This is a genomic window from Sphaerisporangium sp. NPDC049457 (genome assembly GCF_055586705.1).
In genome coordinates this window covers 174,957-189,464 of sequence record NZ_JBVJHR010000017.1, presented here as the reverse complement: position 1 = coordinate 189,464, position 14,508 = coordinate 174,957, and the positions used below count along the sequence as shown (strand labels likewise).

General features: G+C 74.9%; 11 protein-coding genes. 9 read left to right on the top strand and 2 right to left on the bottom strand.

Translation table 11 applies throughout. From position 1 onward, the window contains the following. Positions 1-49: 49 nt before the first annotated feature. Complete coding sequence (locus ACZ6QO_RS26320) at positions 50-3,628, bottom strand: AAA family ATPase (protein ID WP_465854273.1); 3,579 nt, start codon at positions 3,626-3,628, stop codon at positions 50-52. A 139-nt stretch (positions 3,629-3,767) separates the two neighbouring features. Between ACZ6QO_RS26320 and ACZ6QO_RS26315 the strand changes: the two genes are divergently transcribed. The 3 genes from ACZ6QO_RS26315 to ACZ6QO_RS26305 all read left to right on the top strand — a co-directional run bounded on the left by ACZ6QO_RS26315 (position 3,768) and on the right by ACZ6QO_RS26305 (position 6,367). Next, the gene (locus tag ACZ6QO_RS26315; protein ID WP_465854272.1) at positions 3,768-4,781 is read left to right on the top strand and encodes a GTPase family protein; all 1,014 of its coding nucleotides are present in this window, start codon (positions 3,768-3,770) and stop codon (positions 4,779-4,781) included. Positions 4,782-4,798: 17 nt separating this feature from the next. Continuing rightward, a complete protein-coding gene (locus ACZ6QO_RS26310; RefSeq protein ID WP_465854271.1) occupies positions 4,799-5,011 on the top strand; it encodes a hypothetical protein in 213 nt (70 codons plus the stop codon). A gap of 165 nt (positions 5,012-5,176) precedes the next feature. Continuing rightward, a complete protein-coding gene (locus ACZ6QO_RS26305; protein ID WP_465854270.1) occupies positions 5,177-6,367 on the top strand; it encodes a hypothetical protein in 1,191 nt (396 codons plus the stop codon). Here ACZ6QO_RS26305 and ACZ6QO_RS26300 read toward each other — a convergent pair. Next, a complete protein-coding gene (locus ACZ6QO_RS26300) occupies positions 6,342-6,848 on the bottom strand; it encodes a hypothetical protein (protein WP_465854269.1) in 507 nt (168 codons plus the stop codon). The two genes, ACZ6QO_RS26305 and ACZ6QO_RS26300, sit on opposite strands and share 26 nt — an antisense overlap. On the opposite strand from ACZ6QO_RS26300, the gene ACZ6QO_RS26295 reads away from it, so the two are divergent. The 6 genes from ACZ6QO_RS26295 to ACZ6QO_RS26270 are packed head-to-tail and all read left to right on the top strand — an operon-like array spanning position 6,847 to position 14,445. Next, complete coding sequence (locus ACZ6QO_RS26295) at positions 6,847-8,850, top strand: serine/threonine-protein kinase (RefSeq protein ID WP_465854268.1); 2,004 nt, start codon at positions 6,847-6,849, stop codon at positions 8,848-8,850. The two genes, ACZ6QO_RS26300 and ACZ6QO_RS26295, sit on opposite strands and share 2 nt — an antisense overlap. Beyond that, positions 8,847-9,785 carry a PP2C family serine/threonine-protein phosphatase gene (locus ACZ6QO_RS26290; RefSeq protein ID WP_465854267.1) on the top strand — a complete coding sequence of 313 codons (939 nt, stop codon included), beginning with the start codon at positions 8,847-8,849 and terminating at the stop codon, positions 9,783-9,785. Before ACZ6QO_RS26295 ends, ACZ6QO_RS26290 begins: the two co-directional genes overlap by 4 nt. Further along, on the top strand, positions 9,778-11,067 hold the full coding sequence (locus ACZ6QO_RS26285; RefSeq protein WP_465854266.1) for a VWA domain-containing protein: 1,290 nt from the start codon (positions 9,778-9,780) through the stop codon (positions 11,065-11,067). Before ACZ6QO_RS26290 ends, ACZ6QO_RS26285 begins: the two co-directional genes overlap by 8 nt. Positions 11,068-11,069: 2 nt before the next feature. Beyond that, a complete protein-coding gene (locus ACZ6QO_RS26280) occupies positions 11,070-12,044 on the top strand; it encodes an FHA domain-containing protein (protein ID WP_465854265.1) in 975 nt (324 codons plus the stop codon). Positions 12,045-12,047: 3 nt separating this feature from the next. Then, positions 12,048-13,535 carry a hypothetical protein gene (locus tag ACZ6QO_RS26275; RefSeq protein WP_465854264.1) on the top strand — a complete coding sequence of 496 codons (1,488 nt, stop codon included), beginning with the start codon at positions 12,048-12,050 and terminating at the stop codon, positions 13,533-13,535. Positions 13,536-13,548: 13 nt separating this feature from the next. Next, the gene (locus ACZ6QO_RS26270) at positions 13,549-14,445 is read left to right on the top strand and encodes a glutamate ABC transporter substrate-binding protein (RefSeq protein WP_465854263.1); all 897 of its coding nucleotides are present in this window, start codon (positions 13,549-13,551) and stop codon (positions 14,443-14,445) included. Positions 14,446-14,508 lie beyond the last annotated feature (63 nt).

The following is a 14,508-nucleotide window of genomic DNA, read 5'->3' as shown; positions in this document are numbered from 1 at the left end:
CGGGCGGACGGAGCCGCCGCGCGCCGCCGGCCAGGGGCAGTCGCGCCGGTCAAGGGACGGCGAGCAGGTCGCGGGCCCTGGCGGCCACGCGCGGCATGCCGAGGCGGTCGGCCAGGCGCAGGGCGCGGTGCAGCAGGCGGGTGGCCTCGCCGGTGGCGTCCGCGGGGTCCAGCAGGCGAAGGGCCCGGGCGCGGTCGAGCTGGAGCCGGGCCATCTGCGGGGGAGCGGCCGAGACCATGCGGATCGCCTCGTCGAATCGCCGCAGCGCCTCGGGCGCGTCTCCGGCGGCCAGCGCCAGCAGCCCGATGAAGCGCGTCGCCGGACCCAGGAGCACCGCCGGCCAGCCGGCCATCACGATCTCGTCGGCGTAGGCGGCCAGCCGCTCGCGCAGCAGCGGCACGCACAGGCCGGGCACGTCGTCCGGCCCGGCGCCCGGCACGGCCTCGCGTGCCTCATCCGCGCCGGCCGCGCCGGCGGGGCGCGGGCCGGTCGCGCCGTGGACGCCGTGCGGCCCGGCGGCCTCCTCGGCGATCATGGCGCACGACTCGGCGATCATCGCGAGGGTCGCGACCGTCCACCCGTGCGGCGGCAGAGCGGCGAGGCCGTCGGTGTCGCGGACGAAGGCGGTGAGCCGGTCGGCGGCCTCGTCGTGCCGCCCGGTCTCGCACAGCGCGAGCACGTGCGCGGCCCGCCAGATCGGGAAGTAGCCGTGCTGCTCGATCTGCCGGGTCAGCCCGGAGGCGAACAGCTCCTCCAGCCTTCCCCTCTCGTACAGCAGCCAGTAGTACTGCCCCATCCACGTCTGGCGCAGCGTCTCGCCCGCCGCGGCGTGGCCGGCGGTCAGCTCCTCCACCATGCGCAGGGACTCGCCGAGCAGACGCTCCTCGGCGCGCGGGAAGTCGCCGTTCCACAGGTCCATGACGGTGTCGAGCGTGCTCTGCAGCCAGGGTCCGAGCGCGCGGGGGTTGCGGGCCACGTGCATGCGGTGGTCGTCCACCGTGCCCAGCGCGTCGCTGAGCCGTCCCAGCCTGAGCTGGTCGACGGCCAGCGCGACCAGGCCCTCGCTCTGGAAGTACGCCGACCCGGCCTGGACGCCGGCCTCGCGGAGCTGGTCGGCGATGCCGAGCAGCTCCGCGGGGTGGGCGTGGTCGTACAGCGCCCAGCGGCACTCGTTGAGCACCTCGCAGCGCACCAGGCGGTCGACGCCCGGCGGCAGCTCGCGCAGGGTCGCGCGGGCGAGCTCGACGCCCGGCGGCGGGCCGCCGGCGACGGGGTCGGCGGCGCTCTGGGCGACGGCCATGGTCTGCTTCTTGGCCAGGTGGGCCCGCAGCTGCAGGCGCAGCAGCGCTGCCTCCTCGCCCTCGTCGTGCTCCAGCGCCGCGAGGCTGTCGCCGAGCAGGTGGATGAGCTGCCGGTCGACCTGACCGGGGGCCGACCACCTGCGCGCCAGCCGGACGGCCGCCGCCGCGGCCAGGGCGGGCAGCCCTTCGGCGGCCTGGTGCGCCGACAGGTAGCGGCGGCCGGCCTCCTCCATGTCGCCGCCGTCGCTGACGGCGTCCCCGAGCGTGATCAGCAGGCCGACGCGGGTGGCGGCGTCGCACCGCAGCCGCAGGCCGTACTGCGCCCACTCGACGGCGCTGTCGACGCCGAACCCGCGCTGCTCGGCCCGCGCGGCGTCCAGGCAGGCGGCGGCGACGCGCTCTTGCGGAAGGTCGTCTCCCGCGGCCCGGGCGTGCTGGGCGACGCGCACGGGAAACGCCGGGTCGGCCCAGCCGCCGGTGGCCGCGCGGTCGGTCAGCACCTCGAAGGCGCGGCGGTGCAGGCGCCTGGCCAGGGCGGGGTCGCGGTCGAGCTCGCCGAGGACCTCCTCACGGGAGCGGTCGTGGGGGAAGCGCACGCGCTCGCGGCACTCCACGGCGCCGCCGGCGGCGGCGAGTGCCTGGGCGCGGTCGGCCTCGGCGGGTTCGAGGCCGAGCATGCGGGCCACCAGCGCGGTGTCGACGTCCAGGCCGAGGGCGGTGACCGCGGCCGCCGCCAGCCAGTGGAACGCCGGGCCGGCCGGGGACGGGGATTCGGCGTGGACGGGACGAAGGTCGCCGGCCTCGCCCAGAGAGCACAGCTCCAGCGGCACGCCGGAGGTCGCCCGCGCGGCCTGCTCGACCTCGCCCGGCGTCGGCTCGCGCGACCACACCCGGCCGAGCCACTGCGCCACCTCGCGCTCGGTCAGGGGAGCCACGGTGAGGGCGTCCATGGCCTCCTTCCAGTGGGTCGCCTCGGCGCGGGTGGCGAGCAGGAACCCGACCGGGACGGCGCCGAGCCCTCGCCTGACGTGCTGGAGCAGCTCTTCGGCGTACGGGCTGAGCAGGTGGGCGTTGTCGAAGGCCACCAGCAGGCCGCGCCCGGCCGCCCGGCGCAGCAGGGCGGTGAGCAGGAAGGTCAGCTCGCGGGGGTCGCGTTCGTGGCCGGGCCGGGTGGGGGGCCCGCCCGTCCCGGCCGACATGAGCTTGTCCAGGGTGTCGCGTTCTTGGGCGCTGATCGGCTCGGGCGGGCTGGACGGGTCGCGCCGCAGGTGTGCCCAGAGCCGGGCGGCGAGCTCGCGCCACGGCTGCAGCCCGTCGAGCTCCTGGCACATCACGCTCACGGCCTCCAGCCGGCCGCGGGCGGCCAGGCGGGCGGTCTCTCGCAGCAGCCGCGTCTTGCCGATGCCGCCGGGGCCGCACAGGGCCAGCGCGGCGGTCTCGCCCGCCCGCAGCCGCTCGACGAGGCGTGACAGCTCCAGGACCTCTCGCCGGCGGCCGACCAGGACGGCCGGGCCGCCGGACCCGCCGGCCGCCTCGCCGCCGGCGCCGAGCGGGGTGCACACGTCGAAGCCGTGCTCGTGGAGGGCCAGCAGATCTCCGGCGCGGCGCGCGGCCTCGTCGCCGCGGGCGAGCCGCCGGCGCCGTTCGACGGCCTGCCGCGCGGTGGCCGCGCCGTCCTCGCGCAGGGAGGCCAGGAAGCGCAGCAGCCACACGGCCGTGGTGTCGCCGCCGCCCTCGCCGACCGGGCCTTCGGCCAGGAAGGCGGCGTCCTGGTAGCGGCCGAGGCGCAGCGCGATGCGGGCGACCAGCCGGACCAGCTCGTCGCGCTGCTCCTCCAGTTTGGCGCGGTAGGTCTCGCACACCCATGGCAGCGTCCAGCCGGCCGACAGGGAGGCGAACGGCGCGCCCCGCCATTCGGCCGCGGCCGAGCTTAGCGCCGGGAGCGCCGCGGCCAGGTCGCCGGCGTCGTACAGCTCGCGCCCCTGGCGCAGCAGGGCCTCGAAGCGGCGGGCGTCCAGCGTCGCCGCCAGGTAGCCCGGCTCCCGCTCCACCAGCTCGTAGGCGTGCGACCACTTGGCGGGAGGGATGTCCAGCGCGCTGCCGGTCAGCGCCTGGCGCAGCCGCGACAGCGGCGGTGCGACGTCGGTCACCGGCCAGTCGGGGCTCTGCCCGAGCGCGGCCGCCAGGTTGCTCTGCGGCACCGGGTTCTTGGCCGAGACGAGCATGGCGAGGGCCTTCGCCGTCTGCGGCAGGAGCTTTCTCGGCTCTCCGTCGACCAGGATCGAGACGTCGCCGAGCAGGCGGATGTCGAATGTCGCCACGTTCACCGCCGGGGTCGGTTCGCGATCGTCAATCGGCGGCCTTTCCGCAAGGTCATCGCAAGGATCGGGGGCCACGATGGGGCGGACGGGAAACAGTCCTGAACTCGGTTTCAACGCTATGACCTGAGGTGAGCCCGTGGCAAGGATGGAGCGTGTTTCCGTCGGAGCGCTCGGTGAGCACCGCCTGGAAAAGGTCAGACAGGACGTGCGCCGGGAACGCGACGCGGAGTCGGAGAAACCGTTGAGCGTGGCCATTATGGGGCAGACGGGAGTGGGCAAATCCTCCCTGCTCAACGCGCTGTTCGGCACCCGGCTGCCGGTGGGCGACGCGAAACCGGGGACATGTGAACCGCGTTCGATCGCCGTACCCGGCAATTCCGGCCATATGTTGACTTTTTGGGATATGCCAGGAATGGGGGAATCGCTGGGCGCGGACGCGGCTTATCTGGCCATGTACCGAGAACGGCTGGCCGAAGCCGACGTCGTCATTTGGGCATTCCACGCCGACAGCCGGTCCACCGCCGCCGACGCCCGCTGCCTGCGCGCGCTCCTCACGGGCGCCGGACACGACGCGCGCGCCCGGCTGCTCGCCAAGCTGACCTTCGTCCTCACCAAGGCCGACACCCTCACCCCGCCGCCGTGGATCTTCGACATGCGCGGCCCGCACGGCTCGTTCCTGCCGAGCCCCGCGCTCGCCGCCCGGCTGGAGAACAGGGCCGCCCACTTCGAGCGGGCGTTCCTGGAACCGTGGAGCGACCTGCTCGGCGCCGCCACCTACACCACCGGCGAGTTCGCGGTCGCCGACGACAGGCTCGCCTTCGACGGCGGCGCCGTCCGCTACCGCGGCCACTTCTCGGCCGAGGTGTACGAGGGGTACCGCGCCGCCCACCCCGAGCACGCCGAGGTGTTCGCCCGCCTGCGCGACGACCACCGCGTCCTGCCCTGCTCGGCGCTGTTCCGCTACAACCTGGTGCGGCTGATGGTGAGCGTGGTGAACAAGCTCGGACCCGCGGCCGTCTTCCGCTTCCAGCGACTGCTCGGCGACGTCGCCGAACTGGCCCGCGTGCCGGTGGACGCGATGCGCGAGTACGGCAACTTCCTCGTCTGGGACGGCGTGCGCGGCGTCAAGGCGTTCGACCTCGCGCGGTTCCCCCTCTGACCGCGCCCGGGGAACCCATGATCGACGACGACGACATCCAGCGGGCGGTGGACGCCAGGCGCCGCGAGAACGCCGAGTACGCCACACGGCTGGACTACGCCGTGCAGTATCGCGACGAGGCGGCCATGGAGCGTCTGATCAAGGACGCGGTGTCCCGCGAACTCGGCGCGCCCGCCGAGGTGGGATCCGACGTGGTCAGGAGCGTATGGAACTGGCTGGTCGGCCGCTGACCGCCCCGCGCCCCCCGCGCCGTGACACCGGTGTGACCGGTATGTGATCGAAAACCCGCCTGCACGTCCCGCGCCGACCGTACGCATGCTCCTGAATTATGGAAAGAATGTGTATAGAGACGGACTAGTACGTCGCAGCACCGGGGGAGGCGCGGAGCGTTGGGCATGCCTGGGGCCACCGGCCCGCCCATGAGCCTGGAGGGCGTCGACCACGCCCTGCGCCGGCGCATGGAGGAACGCGACCGCGTCGCCGGCGACATGCTCGACCTCGACGATCACCCGAGCCACCGGCTGCTCAAGGGCATGACCCCCACGGGGGAGACCGCGCGCCGGTGGGAGCAGGCGCAGGTCACGCTGGTCAACCTGTGGTGGCTGTTCGACGCCTACCGCCGCGTCCTCGACCACGCCCAGGAGGTCAGGGTCGCGGGAAAGCCCGACCTCGGCCTGCTGACCGCCCTGCTCACCGGCTCCTCCGTGGAGCTCAAGACCGAAGACGTGCCCATCGAGAAGCGCTCCCTGCTCAGGGCCGAAGGCAAGTGGATCACGCTCGACATGGCCCTCGCGGGCATGGACCGCGCCTACCGCGAGGTCGCCGAGCTGATCGGCGCCGTCGACGACGCCTGGAACGCGCTGCTCCCCGTGCTGGACGGGGCCGACGCCGCCCGCCGCGCGGCCCGCGAGCAGGCGGCCTCCCTCGGCGTCGCCGACCCCGAGCTGGACCGCCTCGACGCCGAGGCCGCCCGCCTGCGCGAACGGGTCACCACCGACCCGCTGGGCTCGACCGGCCTGCTCGGCGAGCTGGAGGCGCTCGGCCGTGCCGCCCAGGCGCGCGGCGGCGAGCTGGCGCAGGCCCTGCGCGTCCGCGAGGAGTACGCCGGCCGCGCCCGGCGCCTCGGCGAGCGCGTCGAGGCGGTCGCCGAGGCCGAACGCGAGGCGCGGCGCGTCCGCGACCTGGTCCTCGTCAAGATCCAGTCTCCGCCGCTGCCCGAGATGCCCGACCAGGCGCCCACACTGCGCGACCGGCTCGCCGCCCTGGACACCGCCGGGGGCCGCTGGCTGGAGCTGGCCGAGCGCCTGACCGCGCTCGAACGCGGCGTCGAGGAGGCCCTGGCCCACGCCACGCGCGTCACCGAGTCGGTCGCCGGGCTGATCGGCCGCCGCGACGAACTGCGCGGGCGGCTCTCCGCCTACCAGGCCAAGGCGGTGCGCCTCGGGCACGCCGAGGACGCCGCCCTCGCCGGCCTGTACGGGGCGGCACGCGATCTTCTGTGGACGGCGCCGTGCGATCTGCGGCGGGCGACCGTGGCGGTCGCCGAGTACCAGCGGGCCATCACGAGAATCGGAGCGGCCGGATGACCAGATGCACGCAACCCGGCTGCGCCGGGACAGTGGTGGACGGGTACTGCGACACCTGCGGCATGGCGCCCCCGCCCGCGGAGGCGCGCCCGTCGCCGGCCTCCGGAGCACAGCCCGGAGCCGCGCCGGGCACCTCGAACGGCCGCCACGCGGCGCCGCAGAGCCCGCCCGGCGGCCACTGGGCGCCACCGGGCGCGCCGCCCGGCCCTCCCGGGTACGGCGGCACGGGCCAGTCCGGCACCGCGTGGCCCTCTGCCCCGCCCGCCGCCACGCCGCCGGGCGGGCCGGGCCGGCCGGGCACCGCCTGGCCGTCGGTTCCCGCCCAGGCGCCGCCCCCGGGCGCCGGGCCGGGCCCGATGACCGCGCCCTCCGCCGGCATGCCCCCGGTCACCATGCCCACCGGCTCGGCGTCCGGCATCACCGGCTTCACCAGCGGCTCGCGCCGCACCAGCAGCCGCTCCCGCCGGGGGATGCTCGGCATGGGGCTCGTCGAGGTGCCCCCCGTCCCGTACCGCGACCCCTCGGCGGTCGTGCTCGCCGACCCGGTCGTGCCCGAGGACCGCCGCTTCTGCGGCAACCCCGACTGCGGCAGGCCGGTGGGCCGGCAGCGCGACGGCCGCCCCGGCCGCCCCGAGGGGTTCTGCCCGCACTGCGGCCAGCGCTTCTCCTTCACCCCCAAGCTGCGCGAGGGAGACCTGGTCGCCGGCCAGTACGAGGTCAAGGGCTGCCTGGCCCACGGCGGCCTGGGCTGGATCTACCTGGCCGCCGACCGCAACCTCGACGGCCGCTGGGTGGTCATGAAGGGCCTGCTCGACACCGGCGACATGGAGGCCCTCGCCGCCGCCGAGGCCGAGCGGCGCTACCTGACCGCGATGGACCACCCCAACATCGTCAAGATCTTCAACTTCGTGAACCACCCCGACCCGGGCACCGGGACGATGGTCGGGTACATCGTCATGGAGTACGTCGGCGGCGAGCCGCTGCAGGAGATGCTGCGCCGGAGGCTGCGCGAGTCCGACAACCGCGAGGCGCTGCCGCTCGCCCAGGTCATCGCCTACGGCCTCGAGATCCTGCGGGCCTTCGGCTACCTGCACGACCGCGGCATGCTCTACTGCGACCTCAAGCCCGCCAACGTCATCCAGGTCGAGGAGCAGCTCAAGCTCATCGACCTCGGCGCGGTGCGCCGCCTGGACGACGCCGACAGCGCCATCTACGGCACCATCGGCTACCAGGCCCCCGAGATCGCCTCCCACGGTCCCTCCGTCGCCTCCGACCTGTACACCGTGGGCCGCACGCTCGCCGTGCTCGGCTTCCCCTTCAGCCCGACCAGCGGCGGCAAGAGCGCGCCGTTACCCGACATGCCCCCGCAGCACGAGTCCTTCCAGCGGTTCCTGCGGCGCGCCACCGACCCCGACCCCGGCAGGCGGTTCGAGAGCGCCTCCGAGATGTCCGACCAGCTCGTCGGCATCCTGCGCGAGGTCAGGGCCGCCGAGGAGGGCGTGCCGCACCCGGCGCAGTCGGGGATGTTCGGTCCCGAGCGGGCGGCCGTGGGCACCGAGCTGGCCCCGGCCACCACCGGGCGGCCCTTCGCACCGCTGGACCCCGCCGACGCCGCCTCCTCGCTGCCGGCGCCGCTCGTCGACCCGCTCGACCCGGCCGCGGGCCTGCTCGCCGGTCTGACCGCCGGCAACCCCGAGGAGCTGATCGGGCTGCTGGAGTCCGCGCCGCCCACCCCGGAGACCAGGCTCGCGCTCATCAGGGTGATGAGCGAGCAGGGCCGCGCCGTCCCGGACGAGCTGTACGCGGCGGTGGCGAAGGACCTGCCCGGCGACTGGCGCCTGTGGTGGTACCGCGGCGTCGCCGCGCTGGCCGCCGGGGACGCCGGCACGGCCGCGCAGTTCTTCGACGGCATCTACGCGTGGTTCCCCGGCGAGGCGGCGCCCCGGCTGGCGTTCGCGTTCTCCCTGGAGGCGCTCGGCGCGCTCGCCGACGCCGAACGGCACTACGCGGCCATCTGGCAGACCGACCGCTCCTACGTCAGCGCCTGCTTCGCCCTGGCCCGCATCAGGCTGGCCGCGGGCGACCCCCAGGGCGCGATCCGCGTCCTTGACCAGATGCCCCCCACCTCCATCCACCGGACCGCCGCCCAGGTGGCGGCCGTCGCCGTGGTGGTGCGCGGCCAGGCCCCGGCCGAGCCCGAACTGGTCGCCGCCGGCGAGCGGCTGCGCGGGCTGAAACTCGACGCGCGCGACCGCGCCGGGCTCGCCTCCGAGGTGCTCGAAAGCGCGCTCGCCCGGTTCGTCACCGGGCAGGCGGCGCCCGCCGGCAACGGCACGCTGCTCGGCACCCCGCTCAGCGAGCAGGGCGTGCGCGGCGAACTGGAGCGGGTGTACCGGTCGCTCGCCCGGTCGGCCGGGTCCACCGAGGAACGCCACGCGCTCATCGGCCGGGCCAACGCCGTCCGCCCGAGGACGCTGTTGTGACCGGCGCCTGCCCCGTGTGCGGCACCCGCGTCCTGGCCGGGGACGCGTATTGCGAGCAGTGCGGGCACGACCTGTCCGTCCCGCCGGCGCCCGCTCCGGTGCGCACCCGGGGCGTCGCGTGCACGGCCTGCGGGTCCTCGGCCGTCGGCTCCGACGGCTACTGCGAGAACTGCGGCATGCTCCAGCCCACCGGCCGCGACCACGTCGAGATCGAGCTCGGCCCCATGGCCGGAGTCAGCGACCGGGGCCTGCGGCACAGCCGCAACGAGGACGCCATGGCGCTGCTGACCGCGGGCGAGGACGCCGTCGTGGCGGTCGTCTGCGACGGGGTGTCCACCTCGCCCCGCCCCGACGAGGCCTCCCAGGCGGCGGCCGACATCGCGGCCGTCACCATCGCCAAGCGGCTGGCCGAGGGCGAGGGGCCCGAGGTCGCCACCCGCGAGGCCGTACGGCTGGCCGCCGACACCGTCGCCTCCAGCGCGCGGCCGGGGGAGGACTCGCCGGCCTGCACGCTGGTGTCCGCCGTGGTCGAGCGGCGGCGGGTCACGGTCGGCTGGGTGGGCGACAGCCGGGCGTACTGGCTGGGCGACCACTCATCGCTGCTGACCACCGACGACGCGACACCGGGCACCCACATGCTCACCGCCTGGCTCGGCGCCGACGCCGGAGAGGTCGTGCCGCACGTCAGGACGTTCACCACCGACGGCCCCGGCGCCGTGCTGCTGTGCAGCGACGGCCTGTGGAACTACTACCCCGAACCCGAGACGCTGGCCGCCACGGCGTTGAACGGCGCCCCTCTGGCGGCGGCGCGGCGGCTCGTGCGGCTGGCCATCGAGGCAGGGGGACACGACAACATCACCGTCGCGGTGATCCCGTTCGGACAGGGGGAGCGGGCAGAGACGACGGTGGTCTTCCCGAAGGAGAGAAGTGACTGACTTCACCATGCGCGTGGACCAGAACAAGTACCTGCCCGCGGGGAGCCAGGAGGTCCACGGGATCATCACGGTCGAGGCTAGCGGCCCGGTGGAACGGGCGCCCGTCGCCGAGGCGGCCGAGGTGATCATCGTCGACACGTCGGGGTCGATGGCCTACGGCAAGATCGCCGACGCGCGCAAGGCCGCCCAGGCCGCCATCGACACGCTTCGCGACGGGGTGTACTTCGCGGTCATCTCCGGCGACCACCAGGCCGAGGTCGTCTTCCCCGGCGACGGCCGGCTCGTTCCCGCCGACCCGCGAAGCAGGCAGGCCGCCAAGGACGCCGTCGCCCAGCTGCGCGCCGACGGCGGGACGGCCATGGGACGCTGGCTGCGCCGCGCCGCCGACCTGTTCAGCGCCCACCAGATGAGCCACCCCGGCGCGATCCGGCACGCCATCCTGCTGACCGACGGCAAGAACGAGCACGAGCCCGCCCCCGAGTTCGACGCCAACCTCGCCTACTGTGCCGGCAAGTTCGTCTGCGACTGCCGCGGCGTCGGCACCGACTGGGTGGTCGCCGAGGTGCGCAGGATCGGGTCCACGCTCCTCGGCAGCGTGATGGACGTGCGCAGGCCCGAGGAGCTCGAGGCCGACTTCCGGGCGATGACCGAGGCCGCGATGGGCAAGACCGTCGCCGACGTCGCGCTGCGCCTGTGGACGCCCCGCGCGGCCACGCTCAACTTCGTCAAGCAGGTGTCCCCGGCGCTTGAGGACCTGACCGGCCGCCGCACCGACGTCGACGCGCTGACCGGCGACTACCCGACCGGCTCCTGGGGCGGGGAGACCCGCGAGTACCACGTCAGCGTGCGGGTGCCGGCCGGCAACGTCGGCCAGGAGATGCGCGCCGGCCTGGTCAAGCTGGTGCTGCCCGACACCGGGCAGGTGCTGGCCAGCGGCAACATCCTCGCCCAGTGGAGCGACGACCCCGTCCAGTCCACCCGCATCAACCCCCGGGTGGCCCACTACACCGGCCAGCAGGAGCTCGCCTCGCTGATCCAGGAGGGCCTGCAGGCCCGCAACGACGGCGACGTCGAGACCGCGACCGCCCGGCTCGGCAGGGCGCGCGGCATCGCCGAGCGGGCCGGGAACGAGGAGACCGCCAAGCTGCTCGACAAGGTCATCGACGTCGACCCCGAGACGGGAACCGCGCGTCTCAAGCGCGTCGTTGACAAGGCGGACGAGATCGCGCTCGACACCCGATCCGTCCGCACCGTCCGCATGCGCAAGGACCCGGAGAACTGAGGATGGCAATCTGCCCTGTGGGGCACGACTCCGCAGACGAGGAGTACTGCGACACCTGCGGCGCGCTGATGTCCGGCACCCCGTCGCAGGCCGCCCCCGAGGCGTCCGCCGGCCCCGCCGCGTCGCCGGGCTCCGCCGGCCCGGTCGCCGCGGGCAACTGCCCCGACTGCGGGGCCGAGCGAACCGGCCGGTTCTGCGAGACCTGCGGCTACGACTTCGTGCTCGGCGGCGGCTCGGCGCGGCAGGCCGCCCCGCCGCGGCCGTCCCCCCAGGGCGCCCCCGCCGCCAGCGCGCCCGCCCAGCCGTGGCAGCCGGCGCAGCCGGTACGGCGAGGCGGGACCGCGCAGCCGGCGCAGTCCGCGCAGTCCTGGCAGCCGTCCCAGCCGGTCCAGCCCGCGCAGTCCTGGCAGCCGTCCCAGCCCGTCCAGCCCGCGCCGTCCCCGCCGGCCTCCCGGCCGGTCCAGCCCCCGGCGGGGTCCGCCCCGGCCTGGCAGCCCGCCCAGCCCGTGCCCGGCGGCCCTGCCGGGGCCACCGGAGCGGCGGTCACCGGCGGCACGGCGGCGCCGCGTCCCGCGCAGGCCGGCTGGGTGGCGGTGATCGCGGCCGACCGCGCCCACTACGACGACATGATCTCCCAGGGCGGCCCGGACGCCGCGCGGGTCGCCTTCCCGCCCTACTGCCCCGAGCGGACGCTGCCCCTCGCCGGGCCCGAGATGCGCATCGGGCGGCGCAGCCAGTCCCGCTCCCTGGTGCCCGAGATCGACCTGTCCGGGCCGCCGGAGGACCCCGGCGTCTCCCACCTGCACGCCGTGCTGCTCGCCCAGCCCGATGGCTCGTGGGAGCTCGTCGACCCGGGGTCGGCGAACGGCACGCTGGTCAACGGCCGGCTGCTGGAGGTCAACGTCCCGGTCCCGATCGCCGACGGCGACCGGGTGCACGTCGGGGCGTGGACCGTCATCACCGTGCGGAGGGCCTGAGCCATGACACCCCCCGCTCACGCGCCCGCGCCCGTCCCGGCCGCTCCTCCCGCTCCTCTCGCCGCTCCCGGCGGCGTGGCCACCGTGCCCGCGGCCGGCCCGGCCGTCGGGCCCGCGGGGCTGCGCCGCGTCCTGCGGGTGCGCACCGTCCCCGGGTGGATCCGCCTGCTGACCGGCCTGGCCGTCGCCGCCGTCGTGCTGCTGTTCGCGGCCGTCGGCATCGGCGTGGGTCATGCCAGGGACGGCCTGCGCGTCATCGGCCACACCGCCGGCCCGCAGGTCGTGACCACCGCCGATCTGTACTTCGCGCTGAGCGACATGGACGCCCAGGTCGCCTCCGTGCTGCTCGCCGGCCGCGAGACCGGCCTCGGGCCCGGCCGCCAGGCCATGCTCGACCGCTACGACGAGCGCCGCTCGCAGGCCGACCGCGCCGTGCTGCAGGCCGCCGACCTGGCCGGCGGCGACGCCACCAGCCAGATGACGGTGCAGGCGCTGCTGGACGGGCTCGGCCGCTACGAGCGGCTGGCCGCCCGCGCCCTGCTGCTGGACGAGCAGTCGGGCCACGCCGCGGGGCCTCCGCCGCAGGCCGTCCTGGACGTCTACCGCCAGGCGACCGACCTCATGCGGCTCGACCTGCTGCCCAAGGCCTACAACCTCACCCTGGACAGCGGCACCATCGTCCGGCACGCCTACCTCGCCGAGCTGTCCGCCGTCCAGCAGGGACGCATCTGGGTGGGCGTCACCGGCGGGCTCGCGCTGCTGGCCCTCATCGTGTTGCAGGTCTTCCTCAGCCGCGGCTTCCGGCGCACGTTCAACGCGCCCGCGCTCGTGGCGACCGTCGTCGTCGGCGCGCTGACCGTGGCCGCGTTCGCCCTCCTCCAGCACGAGAGCGACGTGCTGCGCGACGCGAAGGAGGACGGCTTCAACTCCGTCCTCGCGCTCTCGCGGGCTCGCGCCATCGGCAACACCCTGCACGGTGACGAGAGCCGCTACCTGCTCGACCCGCAGCGCGCCGACACCTACGAGCAGGTGTACCTGGACAAGTCGCAGGCCGTCTTCTACGTCCCGGCCGGGAACCTGGACAAGTACTACGCCGCGGTGAACGACCGGGTCAGGACCGGCAAGGAGGACTTCCTCGGCTTCTTCGGGGCCGAGGCCGCCGGCATCACGGCGCTGCCCAGCCAGCGCCCGGCGTTCCAGCGGGTCCTGCAGACCTACCAGGAGTTCCAGCGCAACGACCAGCGCACCCGGCAGCTCGCCACCTCCGGGTCGCGGCGGGCGGCGGTGAGCCAGACCATGGGCCCCGCCTTCGGCGCGTACGACGGCGCGCTGGTCAAGCTGACCGCCCTGCACCGCGAGGCGCTCGACACCGCCGTGCGCGAGGGCGACGGCGCGCTGCGCGGGTGGAACTGGGTGCCGCCCGCGGCCGCGCTGGCCGCCATCCTGCTGGTCCTCATCGGTGTCCGGCCCCGGCTCGCCGAGTACCGCTGAAGGGAACTCCCAGATGGTCACGTTCACCTCCGGGCGCGGGCACGGCCGTCCGCGCCGCCCCGCGCGCGAGCAGAGCCGCTTCCCGCTTCCCCGGCGAGACGGCCGCGGCCGTCCGCGCCGCGCCGCCGCCGCGCTGGCGGCCGTGGCGGCGTTCGTCCCGCTGGCCGCCTCCTGCGCGGCCGGCACCTCCGTCCTCGACAAGGACTCCCTGGTCGTCGGGGTCAAGGCCGACCAGCCGAACCTCGGGGTCAAGGGCTCCAACGGCGCCTACTCGGGGTTCGACGTCGACGTCGCCACCTACATCGCCCGCAAGCTCGGGAAGCCGGTGCGGTTCCTGACCGCGCCGTCCGCCCAGCGCGAGGACATGATCAGAAGCGGTGCGGTCGACCTGGTCGTCGCCACCTACTCGATCACCGCGGAGCGCAAGACGAAGGTGTCGTTCGCCGGCCCTTACTACGTGGCGCACCAGGACACGCTGGTCCGGGCCGACCAGAGTGGCGTGTCGAACGTGCGCGACCTGCGCGACCGAAAGCTCTGCCAGGTCAAGGGGTCCAACTCCTGGCGCCGGGTGAAGGAGGAACGCAAGATCCCGGTGACGCTGGTCGCCTCGGAGTCCTACAGCGAGTGCGTCGAGGGCCTGCGCGCGGGCAGGGTCGACGCCGTCTCGACCGACGACCTGATCCTGACCGGGTTCGCCACCTCCGGCACCAAGATCGTCAATGCCCCGTTCAGCGACGAGCGGTACGGCATCGGCATCCGCACCAGTGACATCGACGGCTGCGAGGCGGTCAACAAGGCCATCACCGAGATGTACCTGGACGGCACGGCCAAGCGGCTGCTGCAGAAGTGGTTCGCCAAATCGGGGCTGGCCCTCACCTACACCGTGCCGCAGTTCGAGGGCTGCGGCTGAGGCCGTCCCGGAGACCGCGGCCGTGCGGGCCGAAGCGTGGCCGCCGATGCTGAAAATTTCATG

Coding starts and splice junctions, on each gene's coding strand:
- ACZ6QO_RS26305 (WP_465854270.1), top strand. CDS start 5,177: ATGCCTGGGGCCACCGGCCCGCCCATGAGCCTGGAGGGCGTCGACCAC.
- ACZ6QO_RS26280 (WP_465854265.1), top strand. CDS start 11,070: ATGGCAATCTGCCCTGTGGGGCACGACTCCGCAGACGAGGAGTACTGC.
- ACZ6QO_RS26275 (WP_465854264.1), top strand. CDS start 12,048: ATGACACCCCCCGCTCACGCGCCCGCGCCCGTCCCGGCCGCTCCTCCC.
- ACZ6QO_RS26295 (WP_465854268.1), top strand. CDS start 6,847: ATGGGGCTCGTCGAGGTGCCCCCCGTCCCGTACCGCGACCCCTCGGCG.
- ACZ6QO_RS26315 (WP_465854272.1), top strand. CDS start 3,768: ATGGAGCGTGTTTCCGTCGGAGCGCTCGGTGAGCACCGCCTGGAAAAG.
- ACZ6QO_RS26300 (WP_465854269.1), bottom strand. CDS start 6,848: ATGCCGAGCATCCCCCGGCGGGAGCGGCTGCTGGTGCGGCGCGAGCCG.
- ACZ6QO_RS26310 (WP_465854271.1), top strand. CDS start 4,799: ATGATCGACGACGACGACATCCAGCGGGCGGTGGACGCCAGGCGCCGC.
- ACZ6QO_RS26270 (WP_465854263.1), top strand. CDS start 13,549: ATGGTCACGTTCACCTCCGGGCGCGGGCACGGCCGTCCGCGCCGCCCC.